Source organism: bacterium, assembly GCA_035380285.1.
GTDB lineage: Bacteria > Auribacterota > Erginobacteria > Erginobacterales > DAOSXE01 > DAOSXE01.
In genome coordinates this window covers 44,717-64,020 of the sequence record DAOSXE010000011.1, presented here as the reverse complement: position 1 = coordinate 64,020, position 19,304 = coordinate 44,717, and the positions used below count along the sequence as shown (strand labels likewise).

Genomic DNA, 19,304 nt, shown 5'->3' with positions numbered 1-19,304 from the left:
CGGGAGCCGCCCGGCCAACTCAAGCAGCGCAGCGAGAGCATAACCATGGGCATCGTAGTACAGAAATTCGGCGGGAGTTCGGTCGGCGACATCGAAAAAATCAAAAATGTCGCCCGCCGGGTCGCCGCCAAGCAGAGCGCCGGCTGCCGGATGGTGGTGGTGGTTTCGGCGATGGGAGACACCACCGATGAATTGATCGACCTGGCCCACCGGATCAGCCCCGATCCCTCGGACCGGGAAATGGACCAGTTGATATCCACCGGGGAGCAGATTTCATCGGCCCTGCTGGCCATGGCCCTGCATTCCCGCGGGGTGGGAGCCATTTCGCTCACCGGCGACCAGGTCGGCATCGTCACCGACGAGAGCCACACCCGGGCGCGGATCGACGCCATCGCTCCGGGAAAGATAGAGGAGGAGCTGGAGCGGGGGAACGTGGTCGTGGTGGCGGGCTTTCAGGGCGTCAACGCCCGCAACGATATCACCACGTTGGGCCGGGGCGGGTCCGATACCACCGCCGTGGCCCTGGCCGCGGCCCTGAAAGCGGAAGCCTGCGAAATCTTTACCGACGTCGACGGCGTCTACACATCGGACCCCCGGGTGGTCCCCGCGGCCAGGAAGCTGGAGCGCATCAGCTACGAAGAGATGTTGGAGATGGCCAGCCTGGGCGCCAAGGTGATCCAGAACCGGGCGGTCGAATTCGCGGAAAAGTTCCACGTGGTGCTTCATATCCGCTCCACCTTCACCGAAGACGAGGGAACGATAGTCGCCGAGGAGGTTGATGAAATGTCGATGGAAGCAGTAGTCATCCGGGGTGTGACCCTGAACAAGGAGGAATCCAAGCTGACCATAACCCGGGTTCCCGACCGGCCCGGGGTCGCCGCCCGGATATTCAAGGCGATCGCTGACGCCGGAATCAACGTGGACATGATCATCCAGAACGTCAGCGAAGACGGGTTCACCGACGTCTCTTTCACCGTTCCCAAGGCCGACACCGTCCGTTCCCGGGAAATACTGAAGACGCTTTCCACCGAGATCGGCGCCGGAAGCATCCGCGTGCACGAAGATATCGCCAAGGTTTCGGTGGTGGGAGTGGGGATGAAGAGCCATCCCGGAGTGGCGGCAACCATGTTCGAGACCTTCGCCGCCAACGGTATCAACATCATGATGATCAGCACGTCGGAGATCAAAATCTCCTGCGTGGTGGAAGCAAAGGACGGCGATCGGGCCGCCCGGGTGGTTCATGCCGCTTTCGGGCTGGACGCGCAGACGTGAGCATATCCGGGAGGTAACGGCCGATGGAACGGGTGTTGATTTACGACACGACCCTGCGGGACGGGACCCAGGCGGAAGGAGTCAGTTTCTCCCTGCCCGACAAGATCCGGATCGCCGAGGAACTGGCCCGGCTCGGTTTCGATTACGTCGAAGGCGGCTGGCCGGGCTCCAATCCCAAGGACATGGCCTTCTTCCGGGAGGTCTCCAAGATCGACCTGGGCCGGACCCGGGCCGTGGCTTTCGGCAGCACCCGCCGGGCCGGGGTCGCGGCCGAGGCGGAAGAAAACGTTCTCGGCCTCCTGGAGGCGGGAACCCCGGCGGTGGCGGTTTTCGGTAAATCCTGGCTGCTGCACGTCAGCGATGTCCTCCGGGTCAGCCCCGGCGAGAATTTGGAGCTGGTCCGGGATACGGTGGCTTTTCTCAAGGAGCGCGGCCGCGAAGTGATCTTCGACGCCGAGCATTTCTTCGACGGCTACAAGGACGACCCCGGGTACGCCTCGGCGGTCTTGGCGGCGGCGGCGGAATCCGGAGCCGATTTTCTGGTCCTGTGCGACACCAACGGAGGGTCTCTCCCCCACGAGGTAGAGGAAGCGACCCGCCGCGTCGCCTCCGCCTTCGCCGTTCCCCTGGGCATACACGCCCACAACGATTCCGGCCTGGCCGTGGCCAATTCGCTGGCCGCGGTTCGAGCCGGTGCGGTCATGGTCCAGGGGACCATGAACGGTTACGGGGAACGGTGCGGGAACGCCGATCTCTGCGCCATCATCCCCAACCTCAAGTTGAAGATGGGGATAGACTGCATTTCCGACCGGCAGCTGAGACGCCTGGAGGAGGCTTCGCGCTTCGTCGACACCCTGGCCAATCTCCGCCCGTATCCCCGGGCTCCCTTCGTCGGGGCGGCCGCGTTCGCCCACAAGGGGGGAATGCACGTCGACGCCGTGCGTAAGAATCCGCGGACGTTCGAACACATCGACCCCGCTCTGGTCGGAAACAGCCGCCGGATCCTGGTCAGCGAGCTTTCGGGAAAAAGCAACGTGATCCTGAAAGCGGTCGAATTCGGCGTCAACCTGGAAAAAGACACTCCCGAGACCAGGAAGATACTGGACGAACTCAAGCGCCTGGGAAGCGACGGATACGAGTTCGAGGGAGCCGACGCCTCCTTCCGCATCCTCATCCAGAAAGCGCTGCGCCGCCACCGGGATTTCTTCAAGCTGGAGGGGTTCCGCGTTTCCGTGGAAAAACGGGGTCCCGGGGAGGACCCGATCGCCGAAGCCACCATCAAGGTCCGGGTCAAGGACCAGATCGAGCACACGGCCGCCGAAGGCGACGGTCCGGTCGACGCCCTCAACAACGCCCTGCGCAAGGCGCTGCTGCCCTTCTTTCCCTCGATCGGATCGTCGACCCTGACCGACTACAAGGTCAGAGTGCTGGCTTCCGACGCCGGCACCGCCGCGCCCGTGCGCGTTCTCATCGAAACCACCGACGGCAAGGACATCTGGGGCACCGTGGGCGTCTCCGAGAACATCATCGAGGCCAGTTGGCAAGCCCTGGTGGACAGCATCGACTATTCCCTCATCCGCCGTGAGGAAAAACGGGAGAAGGACGGGCACGATGCCGGTGACTGACCGCGACTGGCCGAGCCGTTACGAAGCCGCGGAGGTGGAGGAGCGGATTTACGGGGAATGGATGGAGCACGGGTGTTTTTCGCCCCGGGGCGAGGGCAAGCCCTACGTCATCGTCATCCCTCCGCCCAACGTCACCGGAATTCTGACCATGGGGCATGTCCTCAACAACACCCTCCAGGACATCCTCATCCGCTGGCAGCGGATGAAAGGCCGCCGGGCGCTGTGGATCCCCGGCACCGACCACGCCGGCATCGCCACGCAGAACGTGGTGGAGAAGGCCCTCCGATCCGAGAACCTCGACCGCCACGGCCTGGGGAGGGAGGCGTTCGTCGCCAAGGTCTGGGAATGGAAAGAGCGCTACGGGGGAACCATCATCCGGCAGCTCAAGAAACTGGGCGCTTCCTGCGATTGGTCCCGGGAACGGTTCACCCTCGACGACGGGCTCAGCCGGGCCGTCCGGGAAGTTTTCGTGCGCCTCTACGAGCAGGGCCTGATCTACCGGGGGCCTTACCTGGTCAACTGGTGCCCCCGCTGCCATACCGCTCTTTCCGACGAGGAAGTGGACCATGTCGAACTGGACGGCTCGCTCTGGCATATCCGCTATCCCCTGGCGGACGGGGAGGGGGCGATCACCGTGGCCACCACCCGTCCCGAAACCATGCTCGGCGACACCGCGGTGGCCGTACATCCGGCGGACGAGCGTTTCCGCGGCCTTGTCGGCCGGACGCTGATCCTTCCCCTGACCGGGAGAACGATTCCGGTGATCGCCGATCCCGCGGTCGACCCCGCCTTCGGCACCGGAGCGGTCAAGGTCACGCCCGCCCACGACCCCAACGATTTCGAGATGGGGAACCGGCATGGGTTGGAGAAGTTGGTGGTAATGGACACCTCGGGGGTCATGAACCGGGAGGCGGGAAGGTTCGCGGGCCTGTCCCGCCGGGAATGCCGAAGCCGGGTGGCGGCGGCGCTGGAAGAAGAAGGGTTCCTGGAGAAAGTCGTCCCCCATCGCCACGCGGTCGGCCACTGCTACCGGTGCGCGACCGTCATCGAACCCTACCTCTCGGTGCAGTGGTTCGTGAAGATGAAACCCCTGGCCGTCCCCGCGCTGGAAGCCGTGCTCGACGGCCGCATCGAGTTTTTCCCCCAGCGCTGGGTCAAGGTCTACCAGCACTGGATGGAAAACATCAGGGACTGGTGCATCTCCCGGCAGCTCTGGTGGGGGCATCGGATACCGGCCTGGTACCGGGGGGAAGAACTCTACGTGGGGCGGGAAGCCCCCGAGGGAGACGGCTGGGTCCAGGACGAGGACGTCCTCGACACCTGGTTTTCGAGCTGGCTCTGGCCGTTTTCCACGCTGGGCTGGCCGGACGCGACCCCGGATCTGGAGGAATTTTACCCGACCAGCACCCTGGTGACCGCTCCCGACATCATCTTTTTCTGGGTGGCGAGAATGATCGTGGCCGGCCTCAAGTTCCGGGGGCAGGTCCCCTTCGGCCAAGTCTATTTTACCGGCATCATCCGGGATACTGAAGGGCGGAAGATGTCCAAGAGCCTGGGCAACTCCCCCGATCCCCTCGACGTCATCGCCGAGTACGGCGCCGACGCCCTGCGCTTCACCATCGCCCGCCTGTCTCCGGTGGGACAGGACGTATATTACTCCAACGAGATGTGCGAACTCGGGCGCAACTTCGCCAATAAAATCTGGAACGCCGCCCGGTTCGTCATGACCAACATCGAAGGTGAACCCGCCGTCGACCCGGTCCCCGGCGCGCCCGGCCTGGGCCTGGACGAACGGGCCATCCTCGACAGGCTGGAACGGACCTCGGCGGAAGTGGATGAAGCGCTGGAGCGCTTTCAGTTCAACACGGCCGCGCTGAGTCTCTACGACTTTTTCTGGCATCATTTCTGCGACCGTTACCTGGAAGCGGCGAAGCACACGCTGAGCGCCGCTCCGCCGTCGGCGGCGGCCCTGACCCGCGGCACCCTGCGGCGGGTGCTGACCCGGGTCATGGGGCTTCTCCACCCCTTCATGCCCTTCATCAGCGAAGAGATCTGGGAAAAAACCGGGAACACGAAATTTCTGGCGAACGGCCCCTGGCCGTTTTCCGACGAATCCTTCATCGATCCCGCGGCCGCCGCCGCCGCCGAATTCAAGCACGCGACGGTCACCGCCGCCCGCAACCTCAAGGCCCTGTACGACCTCCCCGCGAACCGCGAGGTGGAGATCGTGGCGGTCCCCGACTCCCCCGAACGGGAAGCGATACTGAAGGTCGAGGCCGGGAGCATCGCCGCCCTGATCCGGCACGCCCGGCTTCGAGTCGATTCCGGGTTCGTTCCGGAAGGCCCCACGCCTTCGGGCCTGGTGGAAGGGAGCGCCGTCTTCATGCCCCTGACCGGCTTGGTCGATCCGGAGCAGGAACGGGCCCGCTTCCAGAAAAAACTGGAGAAGGCGCTCGAGGAACTGGAGCGGGTACGCTCCCGCCTCGCCAATCCCCGGTTCGGCGAACGGGCTCCCGTTGAAGTCAGGGAGCGCACCGCCGCCCGCCGGGATGAACTGGAGGACGAGGTCGGCCGGCTTCGAGAAATCCTGGCCGGTCTCGGGGGATAGAGGCCCGGGCCCCATGAGGAAGGCGTCCGCCACCGCGACCGACCGTTGCCGCAGGGGGAGGGAGGACGCCGCCGCGCCGCGTCTGCTGACGCTCGATCTCGGCAACACCGCCCTGACCGGCGCGGTGTGGGGCACGGGGGCCCGGCCCCTTCTGCGGTGGTCGATCGAAACCGCCGACCCCGGTTTCGCGAGTTCCCTGTCCGCTCGTTTGCGGCAGGGCGCTCCGATCGATCGAGCGCTGTTGGCCTCGGTCTGCCCTCCCCGCGAACCCCCGGTAGTCGGGGCCGTGCGCAGGGAGTTGGGCCTCCCGTGTCCGAAGCTCACCTTCCGGACGGATACCGGGATGCGCTTCGGCTGCCGGTTCCCCTCGCGGGTGGGGGCCGACCGCATCGCCAACGCGGTCGGCGTCCACACCCTGTACGGCGCTCCCGCCCTCGTCGTCGACTTCGGCACCGCCGTCACCGTCGACGCGGTCGGCGCCGGCTTCGAATACCTGGGAGGCGTTATCGCCCCGGGCCTGGGGATCTCCACCGCCGCGCTCTTCCGGGAGGCGGCTCTTCTGCCCGAAGTGCGCCTGCGCAAGCCGCGCCGGGTGCTGGGAAGAGACACCGTCTCGGCGATCCGTTCGGGGGTCTACTGGGGTACCCTGGGAGCGGTCGAAACCCTGATCGGCAAGCTTCTGCGGGAACTGGGCTGGGGAGGGGAGACGCGGCTGGTGGCGACCGGGGGGCACGCCCGCTTCATCCTCGGGGAGGAGCCGTCGCTCCCCTTTGTCGTCGACCCGCTCCTCACCCTGAAAGGCCTCAGAATCATACTGGAGCGATGATCCCCCCCCCGGGCAGCAGCATCGGCGTGGCCCTGAGCGGAGGCAAGGATTCCAGTCTGGCGGCGGCCCTGCTGGCGGAGGCCGGTTACCGGCTCACGGGGTACCACCTCCTGCTCGCCCCCGACCCGGCCGGGTCCATCCGCGAAACGACGGAGGCCCGGGTGGACGACCTCTGCCGGCGCCTGCGGATACCCTGGAAAACCCTCGACTTCAGCGGCGAATTCGAGCGGCTGGTCGTGGGACCGTTCCTGCGGGACTACCAGGCCGGGAAAACCCCCAACCCCTGCGCTCTCTGCAACCTCGAATTCAAGGCCGGGCGCCTGCTGGAGGCCGCGGTCGCCGCCGGCGCCGCGGCCCTCGCCACCGGGCATTATGCCCGGCTGGAATACGGGGAACGGGCGGTATTGAAGAAAAACCGTTCTCCGGAACGCGACGAAAGCTATTTTCTGGGTCTCCTGCGCCAGGAGCAGCTGAAGCGCCTGGTCTTTCCCCTGGGCACGTTCAGCGACGCCCGGGCCGCGTCCGAATTGAAGCGGCTCCTGCCCGGATTCGAACCGATGCCGGTCAGTCAGGAAGCCTGCTTCACCGCCGGCGGCGGTTTGCGGGCGATGGTGCGGAGGCTGATCCCGGACGCCGCCCGTCCCGGAGATATCGTCGACGAAAGCGGGACCGTGCTCGGCCGCCATCCGGGAATATGCTTTTTTACCGTCGGCCAGAGAAGAGGATTGGGCCCCGACCTGGCGGGGCGGGGGCCGTTCTATGTCACCGGAATCGACGCCTCCTCCAACCGGCTCGTGGTGGGGAGCCGGGAGGAGCTGCTCGCCGAACGGATGACGGTTTCGGAGATCAATTGGGTCTCCATTCCCCGGCCGTCCGCACCCCTACGGGTGTCGGTCAAGATCCGCAACACCCACCCCGCGGCTTCGGCCGAACTCGTTCCGAGGGAGGCCGGGGGAGGGGAGGTCAGGTTCGACCGTCCCCAGGAAGCCGTAACTCCGGGCCAGCTGGCGGTGTTTTACCGGGAAGACCTGGTGGCGGGAGCCGGCTTCATCCGCCGCGCCGGCCGGGAATGAACCGCCCCCCCTTGAGGCTTGCCCCCCGCCCGGGCGTATCGTATAGTTGAACCGACGTCCGAGCACCGAATCAGGGAGGTGAGGATGAAACGAATCTTGGGCTCTGTCTGCCTGGCGGCGGCGTTGTTCCTTCCCGTCGCGGGCGCCTGGTCCCAGGTCGAAGCCGGCTTGGGTGCGGGAGTGTTCTACAACAAAATGCTGGGGTCGATCGAAAACGACGACTGGAAGATCGACGAAGATTATCTCTCCTATCTCGTATCCCTGCGGGTCCAGTTTCTGACCTTTCTCGGGGCGGAAGCCATTCTCAATTATTACCCGGGCAGCGGGTCCATAGACTATCAGGTCACGCCCATGGGCACGGCGATCCTCAATCTCCTGGGGGACCTGGTCAATGTCGGGGTCGGCATCAACAAGACCTACATCAAATACGACGACCCCCTGGGAGGAAGCGACGGAGAATGGTCCGATCTCTCCTATCACTTCAAGGCGGGAGTTCAACTCCCCCTGGGGCCGCTGTGGTTGGACGTGGACGCCTACTACTTCGTGGACCAGCTCAAGAGCATCGAGGATTTCGACAAGGACTACCTCACGTTCGGCGCGCGGGCTCATTTCCGTTTCTGACGCCGCTAAATGCGTGTTGACTGCGGGAGCCGCCATCAGCATAATTTGAACAGTCAGCAACCTTAACCGGGAGGATCGGATGGAAGGTTATTGCGTTAAATGCAAGGCCAAAAGGCCCATGGCCGAGGCCAAAGAAGTCACCATGAAAAACGGCCGTTCCGCCATGAAGGGAAAATGCCCGACCTGCGGAACCGGCATGTACAAGATTCTTCCCAAGAAGAAGTGACCGGATCCAGGCCCCCCGGCTCCGGGGGGCGGTTCCAGCAAGCAAGCAGGATAGCGATTATCCTGCTTGTTTCGCATAGCCCGGCCGTTCCGACGGCCGCCGGCCGGAGAATTCGGAGGTAGGAGATGTCGGCTCAACTTGCGGCGGTGTGGATCAATCCCTATACCATCGAAAAATCGCGCACCGGCGGAGTGATCGCCAGGCTTCTGTCGCTCACCACCTGCGAATTGGTGGCAGCCCGGATGTTCGCCCCCAGCCGCGAACTGGTGGAAAAACAATGCCGTCTGATCGGGATCAAGGGATCGCCGGAAGCCCGGATGGTGCGGGAGCATATCCGCGGCTACATGCGCGAGCACTGGCTGACCCGGGACGAGAGCGGCCTCAAGCCCCGGGTCCTGGTTCTGCTTTTCCGGGGAGAAAACGCCATCGCCGAACTCCGGGAGCACGTGGTGGGGCCGATCAGCCGGGATTCGATCCTGGGGGAGACGGTCCGGGACACCTACGGGGACTATATCAAGGACCAGCAGGGAAGGGTCCGTTATTTCGAGCCGGCGGTGTTCATCATCCCCGAGATCTCCGAGGCAGAGGCGTACCTCCGGCTCTGGGCGCGCTATTCGGACCGGGACGGCGGCATTCTCAGCCGCTGCTGCTGTTTCCCCCCCTCCGTAACGACCGAAACCACCCTGGTCATGCTCAAACCCGGTAATTTCAAGGGGCCCAGCAGCGTCGCCGGCAACGTCATCGACATCATCTCGCGGACCGGCTTGAAGATCGTGGGGGCCAAGATCATCCAGATGAGCGTGGCCCAGGCCGAAAAGTTCTATCAACCGGTGGCCGAAGAACTCCCGGAGCGGATGGAAAACCGGGTCCTTTCCCCCCTCAAACACGCCCTGGCCGAGACCTTCGATTTCGAAATACCCGAAACGGACCTGATGAAGATGGTGAACATCCTTAAGAAGCTCATGGGCCGGGCAGAATTCGACCGTATCATCGAAACCATGTCCGGGGTCGATCCCCGCCGCGCCCGGGGCGCCGCCGCTCGGCGGGCGCCCGGACCGGAAAAATGCCTGGCTCTGCTCTACCGGGGGCCGAACGCGATTTCCAGTATCAGGGAAGTGCTGGGAGCGACCGATCCGACCAAGGCCCGCTGGGCTACGATCCGAAAGATGTACGCCCACAGCATCAACGAGAACGTCGCCCATGCCTCGGATTCGCGGGAAAATTTCGAACGCGAAATCGCGATCCTGGAGATACAGCGAAACGATTTCAAACGGATAATCTCCGAATTCTACCGGAAGAAATAACCTATGAAAGTTTCTCAAAGACTCAGCCGAATCAGTCCTTCCCTGACGCTGGCCGTCACCGGCAAAGCCAAGGCCATGAAGAAGGAAGGAATCGACGTGATCAGTTTCGCCGCCGGAGAACCGGATTTCGACACCCCCGCCTTCATCCGGGCCGCGGCCTGCCGGGCGATCGAGGAGGGCAAGACCCGCTATACTCCGGCCAAGGGAATGCCGGAACTGGTGGAAGCGGTCCGGGAGAAATTCCTGCGGGAAAACGGGCTGGAATACTCCGCCTCCCAGATCGTCATCTCCTGCGGGGCCAAGCATTCCCTGTACAACGCCTTCACCGCCGTGCTCGATCCCGGGGACGAGGTGATCATTCCATCCCCTTATTGGGTGACATACCCGGAACAGGTGGGGTTGGCCGGAGGGGTCCCGGTGTTTCTCGACTCCCGGGAAGACCAGGGCTACCGTCTCGACTTCGAGGCCCTGCAGGCGGCGCTCAGCCCCCGGACCCGCGCCATCGTGGTCGCCAGCCCCTGCAACCCCAGCGGAGGCATCTACCCGGTCGAGGACCTGGAGAAAATCGCCGACCTGGCCGTGAGCCGGGGACTGATCGTCGTCAGCGACGAGATTTACGAACACCTGGTTTTCGACGGATTCCGGTCCGTGTCCATCGCCTCCCTCTCGCCGAAGATCAAAGACCATACCATCGTCGTCAACGGCGTTTCCAAGGCCTACGCCATGACCGGTTGGAGAATCGGGTACCTCGCCGCCCCGGAACCGGTGGCGAAAGCGATCAGCTCCTTTCAATCCCATTCCACATCCAACCCCGCCACCATGACCCAGTACGCGGCGCTGGCCGCCTTGAAAGGAGACCAGGGGTGCGTCGAGGAGATGCGCCTCGCTTTCGAGGGTCGCCGGGACGCGATCATGGACCGCTTTTCCCGGATCGAAGGCATAACCTGCGTGCGCCCGACCGGGACCTTCTACACCTTTCCCAATATTTCCGCATTCGGCCTCGGCTCCCTGGAACTGGCGGACCGGCTTCTGGAGGAAGCCCGGATCGCCGTGGTTCCGGGGATCGCTTTCGGCTGGGATACCAATATCCGCATGTCGTTCGCCGATTCCCTGGAAAACATCATGAGGGGGATCGACCGCTTCGAGGAGTTCCTCTCCCGGCTCCGGGTTTGATATCCCGCTCCGGGTTCCGGCCTTTCCGGGGCGCCGCCGGGTGGCGGCCCATCGGGGTTCGTGTTATACTACAAGTACGAGGCGTCAAAATATTTTTGCCTTAAGCCGGGATATCGGAGCCGGTTACGCCTTATCGGAGGAGATGGATGAATAGCGGGGCGGGGGGGAACCGAGAAGCTGTTCGGAGCGACAATCCCGGGCCGGATCGAAGCGGGGAAGGGGTTCCGGCTCCGCCCGCCGCCGATTCGGGGACGCGGGCTTACGGCCGTTGGTTCCGGATCGCCGTCGCCGCGGTCATGCTCGCGGGCACGCTGGCCACCTGGCGGGTGGCGCGCCGGGAAGACGCCCACATGCGCGACGATATTCTCACCGAAGCCAGGATGGTGGCCAACGCCGTCAACTGGAACCTGGTGGATAACCTGACGGCCTCCGACCGGGATCTGGATTCCCCCGATTATCGGCGGCTCAAGGAAAGGCTGAGCATGGTCCGTTCCGCCAACCCCCGCTATCGTTTCATTTATCTCATGGGGGAATGGCCCGGGAAGGGGGTGTTTTTCTTCGTCGATTCCGAGCCGCCGACGTCCCCGGATTATTCTCCTCCGGGACAACGGTATCCGGAGGCTCAGAAAATTCTTCTCGATGTTTTTTCCCGGGGGGAGGAGGCGGTGGAAGGACCGGTTTCGGACCGGTGGGGAACATGGGTAAGCGCCCTGGTGCCTCTTCTCGACCCCGAAACGGGAAAGGTGACGGCGGTGCTGGGGATGGATATCGGCGCCGGGCCCTGGCAGGCGGAAATCCGGGAAGCCTGCGTCCTCCCGATCGCGATCACCCTGTTGATCGTCGCGTTGCTCGGGGGGTTTTATATGGTCCGCCGCGGCGCCGACCAGGCGCGGTTCAACTTCGAAATCTTCTTCAATTCGGTGGAAGATTTTCTCTTCGTACTCGACTGCGACGGGAGAATCCAGCACGTCAACGAGACGGTCGTCCGCCGGCTCGGCTATCACCGGGAGGAACTGCGGAGACGGGGGCTGGGTTCCCTCTGCCCTTCCATCCCCCCGGGCGCGGACGACGCCGCGCTGGCCCGGACGATGATCGAGGAGAAGAGCCCGTCTTCGCTGAGGCATCTGGAAAGCCGCGACGGACGGGTGATACCGGTCGAAACCACCGCCACCCCGGGCCTCTGGAACAACCGTCCCGCCTGCTTCGTCGTCTGCAAGGATTTCTCCCTCCTCCAACAGTCCGAAGACCGTTTCGCCCGCGCTTTCAACTCCAGCGCGGTGCTGATGGCCGTTTCCAGTCTTCAGGACGGCCGGTTTCTGGACGTCAACGAGATGTTCTGCTCCACCCTGGAGTATTCCCGGTCCGAGATCATCGGGCAGAGTTACGAGCGGCTGGGCATCTTCGCCGAGGAATCGGCGTATGCCGGGTTGCTCCAGGCGCTGAAGGAGGGCAGCCCTCCCCGCAACGAGGAGGTGGAGGTGCGGACCAAGGGAGGAGCCGTCCGCCAGGCGCTGCTCTCCGCCGATATGATCGAGATCGCCGACCAGCACTGCGTCCTCATGGTCCTGACCGACATCAGCAAGCGCAAGCGCGCCGAAGAAGAGCTCCTGGCCGCCTATGAGCGCAGCCAGCGCCAGCAGGACGTGGTGGCCCGGCTTTCCGTCTCTCCCCATCTGGCCTCGGGCAAAGTGAGGGAACTTTCGCTTCAGCTCACGGAGTTGGCCGCCGAGGCGGTGGGCGTGGCCAGGGCCGGCGTCTGGCTCTTCGACGACATGGAAGAAGAATTGATGTGCCTGGACCTCTACGAATCCAAGATCGGCCGCCATTCGGCGGGGATGGTCCTCACCCGCCGCGAATACCGCGACGAATTCGAAGCCTTGAGCCGGAGCAAGTATCTCGACGCCGACGACGCCCTCCGAGACCCCCGGACCGCGGGCTACGTGGAGAGCTACCTCAAGCCGCTCCAGATCACCTCGATGCTGGACGCGGTCATCCGCGCCTCCGGGCGTAACCTCGGAGTCCTCTGCCTCGAACACGTCCGCCAACCCCACCGCTGGACTCCCGATGAGGTCACCTTCGCCTGCCAGCTCGCCGATCAGGTGGCGCTTTCGATCGTCAACCAAGAGCGCAACCTGGCCGAGGAAGAGCGCCTGGAGATGGAACGGCGTTTTTTCCACGTCCAGAAACTCGAAAGCCTGGGGGTGATGGCGGGCGGCATCGCCCATGACTTCAACAACCTCCTCGCCGCCATCATGGGGAACCTGGAATTGGGGTTGCGCGATCTGGAACCGGAGTCCCCGCTCCGCCCCCGCCTGCAGGCCGCCGTGGAAGCGGTGAAACGGGCCACGAACCTGACCAGGCAGATGCTGGCTTATTCGGGCGGGGGCAAAGTATTTCCCTCCCCGCTCAATCTCAACGAGCTGGTCACCGGGAACATGGAGATGCTCCGGAGGGCGGTCCCCGCGGGCGTCGAGATCGATTGCCGCCTGGGAGGGGGGCTTTCCCCGATCCTGGGAGATTCCGGCCAGGTGCACCAGGTTCTGGTCAACCTGCTCACCAACGCCGCCGAGGCCATCGGCGCCGGTCCGGGAACCATCCGTCTCGGCACCGGCGAGATGGATTGCGACGGGACGTACCTGCGCTCCAGCCGGCTGACCGAAAAACCCCTTCCGGGAAAGTTCGTCTGGCTCGAAGTCGCCGATACCGGCTGCGGGATGGACGACGACACCCTGCAGCGCCTCTTCGATCCCTTCTTCACGCGGAAATTCACGGGCCGGGGCCTGGGCATGGCGGCGGTCCTGGGGATCGTGCGGGGCCACCACGGGGCTATTTTCGTGGAAAGCCGGGCGGGGGCGGGAACCACGGTACGGGTCCTGTTCCCCGCCGCTCCGGAAGAAGCGGGGAAGAGCCGTATTCCCGCCGCGCCCGCCGTCGCCGGAGAGGTTTTGCCGGAGACCCTGCCGGGAACCGCGCTGGTGGTCGACGACGAAGCCATCGTCCTCGAAGTCTGCGCGGCGTTTCTGGAAAAGCTGGGGATGAAGGCCGTAACCGTCTCCGGAGGCCGGGAAGCGCTGGAACGCTTCCGCCGCTCCCCGGATGGCTTCGATTGCGTCATTCTCGATCTGACCATGCCGGGGATGGACGGTTTCGCCACCTTCGAGGCTTTGCGTTCCCTGGACCCGGGGGTCAAGGTCGTGCTCTGCAGCGGCTACAACGAAGCCGAAGCCACCGAGCGCTTCCAGGGGATGGGGCTGGCCGGGTTCCTGCACAAGCCCTACGAATTGGAAGAGCTGCGCGCGATCCTGGCGGCGGCGCTGGTATCCCCTTCCTGACCGCCGCCGCGACCTCCGAAAAACAATCCCCGATTCCGGACTGGATCGGGAGGCGATCTGGGCTACAATACTACGGCCGATGCCAGCGGCGGAAACAAGGAGAGGAAACGCGGACATGGGACTGACGATCGCGGAAAAAATCATATCCCGGCACCTGGCCGGCGGAGAGATGAAGGCGGGTCGTGAAGTCGCGCTCAGGGTCGATCAGACGCTGACCCAGGACGCTACCGGGACCATGGCCTATCTCGAATTCGAAACCCTGGGTCTGCCCCGGGTCAAGGTGGAACTGGGGGTCAGCTACGTCGACCACAACACCCTCCAGGGCGGGTTCGAAAACGCCGACGACCACCGGTTCCTGCAGACCTTCGCGTCCCGCTACGGGCTCTATTTCTCCCGTCCCGGCAACGGGATCTGCCATCAGATTCATCTCGAGCGTTTCGGCCGTCCCGGAGCCGTGCTCCTGGGGTCGGACAGCCATACCCCCACCGGGGGAGGGCTGGGGATGTTGGCCATCGGCGTCGGGGGCCTGGAGATAGCGGCGGCGCTGGCCGGGCGCCCCTACTCCGTGCTCATGCCCGAGATTTTCGAGATCCGCCTGGAAGGGAGCCTCCGGCCGTGGGTGAGCGCCAAAGACGTCATTCTCGCGGTACTGCGGGAACTTTCGGTGAAAGGCGGGGTCGGGAAGATTCTCGAATACACCGGCCCGGGCGTCGAGAGCCTCTCCGTCCCCGAGCGCGCCACCATCGCCAACATGGGCGCCGAAACCGGGGCGACGACTTCCGTTTTCCCTTCGGACCGCCGGACCCGGGAATTCCTGGCGGAGCAGGGAAGGGAGGAAGACTGGACGGAACTGAACCCCGACCCTTCGGCGAGTTACGCCGCCCGGCTCCTCCTGAACCTGGATTCCCTGGAACCGCTGGCCGCATGCCCCCACTCCCCGGACCGGGTGCGTCCGGTTCGGGAGTTGGCCGGGATCGAAGTGGACCAGGTCTGCATCGGGAGCTGCACCAATTCTTCCTGGAAGGATCTGGCCACCGCGGCCGCGGTGCTGGAGGGAAAGGTAGTCCCGCCCCGGACGAGCCTGGTCATCTCCCCCGGTTCCCGCCAGGTCATGAGCCGCTTGGCCCGGGACGGGGGGTTGGACAAGCTGATTTCGGCGGGGGCCCGGATCATGGAAAACGCCTGCGGCCCCTGCATCGGGATGGGCCAGGCGCCCCCCTCCCGGGGGGTCAGCCTGAGGACCTACAACCGCAACTTCAAGGGACGCAGCGGGACCGCGGACGCCGAAGTTTATCTGGTTTCGCCCGAGACGGCCGCGGTTTCGGCACTGCGGGGAGCGATCGTGGACCCGCGCGAGGCGGGGACCCCGCCGGTCCTGCCCGCGTCCTCGCCCGTGACCGTCGACGATTCCATGATCGTCCCCCCCTCGGCGCATCCGGAAACGGTCGAGGTGGTCAAAGGACCGAATATATCGTCGGTTCCGCTGGGCGAACGGCTTCCGGTTTCTCTGGAGGGGCGGATACTGACCAGGGTCGGAGACAATGTGACCACCGACGACATCATGCCGGCGGGTGCCCGGATCCTGCCTCTGCGCTCCAATATCGAGAAGATTTCCCGGTATGTGTTCCGGGATTTGGACCCCGGATTCGTCGCGGCGGCCGACCGGGCGCGCCGTGATGAAGCCGCCGGGGTCATCGTCGGCGGAGAGAACTATGGGCAGGGCTCCAGCCGGGAGCACGCGGCCCTGGCGCCCCGCTACCTGGGAGTGCGGGCGGTCCTAGCCCGGTCTTTCGCCCGGATTCATCGAGCCAACCTGATCAACTTCGGAATTCTCCCTCTGGTTCTGAGCGCCGCCGACGCCGAGACGCTGCCCCCGCCGGGAGCTCAGGCGAATTTCCCGGCTCTCCGGGAAGAGACCGAGGCGGGAGCGCCGATAACCGTGGACTTCCCCGGGCAGGGCCGGAGCATCCGGACCGTACTGCTCCTCAGTCCGCGGGAGCGGGAAATCGTCCTGGCCGGCGGTCTTCTCAACCTCCTCAAGCTCGAATCCGGGGCCGGGTGAGCCCCGGGGCCGCACCGGCAGGGTCGCTCGCTTCATGACGGGGGGCGCCGAGTCGACCGGAGAATACGGCCGTTTCCTGAAGCTGTGGCGTAGCCGCCGTGGAGGCTCGGTCCCGGGTTGTCCCCCCGCCGCCGCCGCGTTTCTGATGGCCGCCGCCGCCCGCGACTTTCCGCGGGCTTGGATCGCGCTCTTCGGCAACGAACGGGACCAGACCGAATTCGTCGCCGCGGCGGCGACCTTTTCCGGTTCCGGGGTCGCGATCTTCCCCGCTTTCGAAACCCTCCCCGACGACGAACTTCCGGTTTCGACCGAGACCGCCGGCCGTCGGCTCGCGGTGCTGAAGGCCTTGCGGGAAGGCGCCGTCCCGGCCGTCGCGGCCACCTTGGCCGCGGTCCGCCAGCCGGTTCCCCCTCCCCGCTCGCTGGAGGAGCGGACCCTGGTTCTCTCCCCGGGGAAGGAACTCGGCCCGGAAGGGCTGGCGGAGTGGCTGGTCGAAGCGGGGTACGCGCACGACGACCCCGTTGTCGAACCCGGGACGTTCGCCCGCAGGGGAGGTCTCCTGGACGTCTATCCGATCGATGCCGAACTGCCGGTAAGGGTGGATTTTTTCGGAGACGAGATCGACAGTCTCAAAACGTTTCTTCCCCAGACGCAGCGTTCGACCCGGGAAATCGGCGGCGTCGCCCTCATGGCCCTGGATGGAATCGGAGCGGGCTCGGCGACGATCTTCGATTATCTGGATCGGGACCGCCTGCTGGTCTGGCCGTCGCCGGTCCCTCCGGCGGCGGCGGAGATGACCTTGTCCGGCCGGGGGGAATTTTCCGAAATAATCTTCAACGCCCTGGGCGCCGGCGGCCCCGGCGGTTTCGGTTTCTCCGGACTCGATCCCTACGCGTATGCCCCCGGAGCCGGGGAGGAGAAGTTCCCGCTCCTGGAGGCGGTCGGAGCGTGGTTGCGGAAAGGCCTGCGGGTGTGGGCGGTGGCCCGCAACCGGGGGGAGGAAGAGCGGCTGCAGGAGCTTCTGGCCGCTCGCGGGATACATCCCGACCCGGGCCTGGAATATCGTCGCGGCAACCTGGCCCGGGGTTTCATGTGGGAAAAAGGGGGGCTGGTCGTGGTCCCCGACAGCGAGATCTTCGCCCGTTACCGCTACCTGGCGCCACGCCGTCGGAGCGTCGGCGGCGAAGTCTCCGTTCGGCCGGAAGAACTCAAGCCCGGCGATTTCGTGGTGCACCTCGATTACGGAGTGGGACGCTACCTGGGAACGGAGATGGTCGAAATCGGGGGGGTGCCGCGGGAGCGGTTGGCGATCCGCTACGCCGGGAGCGCCCGGCTCTACGTTCCCCCCTCCCAAACCGACCTCCTCAGCCGCTATACCGGGATCGGAGGAATGACTCCCCGGTTGGACCGGTTGGGCTCGGGGAGGTGGAAACGCGCCCGGGCGGCGGCGGAAAAGGCGATAGCCCGCCTCGCCCAGGAAATGCTGGAAGTCCAGGCGGCGCGGGGGCATCTTCCCGGACACGGCTTCGGACCCGACACTCACTGGCAGCGCGAATTCGAAGCTTCCTTTCCCTACGAGGAAACCCCCGACCAAGAACGGGCCCTGGCCGAGGTCAAAGCGGAAATGGAGGCCCCCCGGCCCATGGACCGGCTCTTGTGCGGCGACGTCGGTTACGGGAAGACGGAGGTGGCGGTCCGGGCGGCTTTCAAGGCGGTTATGGGGGGAAAGCAGGTGGCGGTGCTGGTCCCGACCACCGTTCTGGCGCAGCAGCACTGCCGGACGTTCCGGGAGAGGATGGCCGATTACCCGGTTCGGATCGAGGGTTTGAGCCGCTTGGTCGGACCCGACCTGCGCAAACAGGTCCTTGCCGGGACGGCGTCGGGAGCGGTGGATATCGTGATCGGAACTCACCGGCTCCTGCAGAAGGACGTGGCGTTCAAGGACTTGGGCCTGGTGGTCGTCGACGAGGAGCAGAGGTTCGGGGTCAGGCACAAGGAGCAGCTGAAACGGATGCGGAAGTTGGTGGACGTTCTCACCCTGACGGCCACGCCCATACCCCGCACCCTCTACCTGGCTCTGACCGGGATCCGCGAGCTCTCCACCATCGCCACTCCCCCCGGAGACAGGCTCTCCGTCCGCACTTCGGTCGTCCCTTACGATCCCGAGAAGATCCGCCGCGCCCTGACCCGGGAACTGCGTCGGGGGGGGCAGGTTTATTATCTGCATAACCGGGTGGAGGACATCTCCGCGGTGCTCGCCCGGGTCAAGGCCTCCGTTCCGGGAGCCCGTGCCGCCGTCGCGCACGGGCAGATGGGGGAAACCGCCCTGGCCCGGGTCATGGAGGCTTTCGCCGGAGGCGGGATCGATATCCTGGTCTGCACCACCATCATCGAAAGCGGCCTCGATATTCCCAATGCCAATACCCTGATCGTGGAGGACGCCCAGCGGTTCGGCCTGGCCGACCTCTACCAGCTCCGGGGAAGGGTGGGCCGGCTCGACCGCCGCGCCTACGCTTACTTTTTTTACCCGGGAACGGTTCCGCTCACCGCCGTGGCCCGCCGCCGCCTCCAGGCCATCGAAGAATTTTCCCGGCTGGGCGCCGGCTTCGGCCTGGCCCTGCGCGATCTGGAGATCCGCGGCGCGGGAAACCTGCTCGGCCGGGAACAACACGGGCACATCGCCGCCGTCGGATTCGAACTCTACTGCCGGCTCCTCGATGAAAGCGTGAAGACGCTCAAGGGGGAACGGCGAGAGGGACCCCCGCCCGCTCGCATCGTCTTCGAATGCCCCGGTTGGCTTCCGGACGGCTATATCCCCGGCGAGCGGGAGCGGGTGGAGATGTACCGGACTTGGTCCCGGATCCGCACGCTTCCCGAACTGCGGGAGTGGGAAGCCGAACTGCGCGATCGATTCGGCCCGATCCCTCCCGAGGCGGAAGCCATGAAGGCCGAGACCGAGCTGAGATTGGCGGCGGCCCGGGCGGGGGCGGATACCGTCGATACCGACCGGGGAAGGTACGTATTCCGCAAGGACGGGAAGGTGTTGGCGGTGGTGGCGCCCCCCCGGCGCCCCCTGGAGCCTATCCGCTTTCTGCGCTGGTTGGCGGGGGCCGTCGTGGGGAAGACTTGATCGTACTCCTCCGGACGGGTATAATGCCGCACCGCACGATAACGCGTAGTCA

General features: G+C 65.2%; 12 protein-coding genes. All 12 read left to right on the top strand.

Annotation, left to right across the window (positions count from 1 at the left end; genetic code table 11):
* The first annotated feature begins 45 nt into the window (after nt 1–45).
* On the top strand, nt 46–1,272 hold the full coding sequence (locus PLZ73_05780) for an aspartate kinase (protein HOO77383.1): 1,227 nt from the start codon (nt 46–48) through the stop codon (nt 1,270–1,272).
* Nucleotides 1,273–1,295: 23 nt separating this feature from the next.
* Nucleotides 1,296–2,897 (top strand): citramalate synthase, encoded by a 1,602-nt coding sequence (cimA, locus tag PLZ73_05775; GenBank protein ID HOO77382.1) that lies wholly within the window; start codon nt 1,296–1,298, stop codon nt 2,895–2,897.
* Entirely contained in the window at nt 2,884–5,505 is a 2,622-nt protein-coding gene (locus PLZ73_05770) for a valine--tRNA ligase (GenBank protein HOO77381.1), read from the top strand. Before cimA ends, PLZ73_05770 begins: the two co-directional genes overlap by 14 nt.
* Before the next feature lie 13 nt (nt 5,506–5,518).
* Nucleotides 5,519–6,331 carry a type III pantothenate kinase gene (locus tag PLZ73_05765; GenBank protein HOO77380.1) on the top strand — a complete coding sequence of 271 codons (813 nt, stop codon included), beginning with the start codon at nt 5,519–5,521 and terminating at the stop codon, nt 6,329–6,331.
* Entirely contained in the window at nt 6,328–7,404 is a 1,077-nt protein-coding gene (gene mnmA / locus PLZ73_05760; protein ID HOO77379.1) for a tRNA 2-thiouridine(34) synthase MnmA, read from the top strand. The genes PLZ73_05765 and mnmA overlap by 4 nt, the downstream gene beginning before the upstream one ends.
* A gap of 84 nt (nt 7,405–7,488) precedes the next feature.
* Entirely contained in the window at nt 7,489–8,025 is a 537-nt protein-coding gene (locus PLZ73_05755) for a hypothetical protein (protein ID HOO77378.1), read from the top strand.
* A 79-nt stretch (nt 8,026–8,104) separates the two neighbouring features.
* Nucleotides 8,105–8,251 (top strand): DUF5679 domain-containing protein, encoded by a 147-nt coding sequence (locus PLZ73_05750; protein HOO77377.1) that lies wholly within the window; start codon nt 8,105–8,107, stop codon nt 8,249–8,251.
* A gap of 125 nt (nt 8,252–8,376) precedes the next feature.
* Nucleotides 8,377–9,555, top strand: coding sequence for a nucleoside-diphosphate kinase (locus tag PLZ73_05745; protein ID HOO77376.1), 1,179 nt, complete (start codon nt 8,377–8,379; stop codon nt 9,553–9,555).
* A gap of 3 nt (nt 9,556–9,558) precedes the next feature.
* Nucleotides 9,559–10,728 carry a pyridoxal phosphate-dependent aminotransferase gene (locus PLZ73_05740; GenBank protein HOO77375.1) on the top strand — a complete coding sequence of 390 codons (1,170 nt, stop codon included), beginning with the start codon at nt 9,559–9,561 and terminating at the stop codon, nt 10,726–10,728.
* A 146-nt stretch (nt 10,729–10,874) separates the two neighbouring features.
* Complete coding sequence (locus tag PLZ73_05735; GenBank protein HOO77374.1) at nt 10,875–14,060, top strand: PAS domain S-box protein; 3,186 nt, start codon at nt 10,875–10,877, stop codon at nt 14,058–14,060.
* Between the two features lie 115 nt (nt 14,061–14,175).
* Nucleotides 14,176–16,122 carry an aconitate hydratase gene (locus PLZ73_05730; protein ID HOO77373.1) on the top strand — a complete coding sequence of 649 codons (1,947 nt, stop codon included), beginning with the start codon at nt 14,176–14,178 and terminating at the stop codon, nt 16,120–16,122.
* Nucleotides 16,123–16,156: 34 nt separating this feature from the next.
* Nucleotides 16,157–19,252: a transcription-repair coupling factor gene (mfd, locus tag PLZ73_05725; protein HOO77372.1), complete on the top strand. Its 3,096-nt coding sequence runs from the start codon at nt 16,157–16,159 to the stop codon at nt 19,250–19,252.
* Nucleotides 19,253–19,304 lie beyond the last annotated feature (52 nt).

What these genes read in the sequence shown, in the direction of transcription:
- PLZ73_05755 (HOO77378.1), top strand. Translation starts at nt 7,489, where the DNA reads ATGAAACGAATCTTGGGCTCTGTCTGCCTGGCGGCGGCGTTGTTCCTT.
- PLZ73_05730 (HOO77373.1), top strand. Translation starts at nt 14,176, where the DNA reads ATGGGACTGACGATCGCGGAAAAAATCATATCCCGGCACCTGGCCGGC.
- PLZ73_05780 (HOO77383.1), top strand. Translation starts at nt 46, where the DNA reads ATGGGCATCGTAGTACAGAAATTCGGCGGGAGTTCGGTCGGCGACATC.
- PLZ73_05745 (HOO77376.1), top strand. Translation starts at nt 8,377, where the DNA reads ATGTCGGCTCAACTTGCGGCGGTGTGGATCAATCCCTATACCATCGAA.
- PLZ73_05735 (HOO77374.1), top strand. Translation starts at nt 10,875, where the DNA reads ATGAATAGCGGGGCGGGGGGGAACCGAGAAGCTGTTCGGAGCGACAAT.
- mnmA (HOO77379.1), top strand. Translation starts at nt 6,328, where the DNA reads ATGATCCCCCCCCCGGGCAGCAGCATCGGCGTGGCCCTGAGCGGAGGC.
- cimA (HOO77382.1), top strand. Translation starts at nt 1,296, where the DNA reads ATGGAACGGGTGTTGATTTACGACACGACCCTGCGGGACGGGACCCAG.
- mfd (HOO77372.1), top strand. Translation starts at nt 16,157, where the DNA reads ATGACGGGGGGCGCCGAGTCGACCGGAGAATACGGCCGTTTCCTGAAG.
- PLZ73_05765 (HOO77380.1), top strand. Translation starts at nt 5,519, where the DNA reads ATGAGGAAGGCGTCCGCCACCGCGACCGACCGTTGCCGCAGGGGGAGG.
- PLZ73_05750 (HOO77377.1), top strand. Translation starts at nt 8,105, where the DNA reads ATGGAAGGTTATTGCGTTAAATGCAAGGCCAAAAGGCCCATGGCCGAG.
- PLZ73_05740 (HOO77375.1), top strand. Translation starts at nt 9,559, where the DNA reads ATGAAAGTTTCTCAAAGACTCAGCCGAATCAGTCCTTCCCTGACGCTG.
- PLZ73_05770 (HOO77381.1), top strand. Translation starts at nt 2,884, where the DNA reads ATGCCGGTGACTGACCGCGACTGGCCGAGCCGTTACGAAGCCGCGGAG.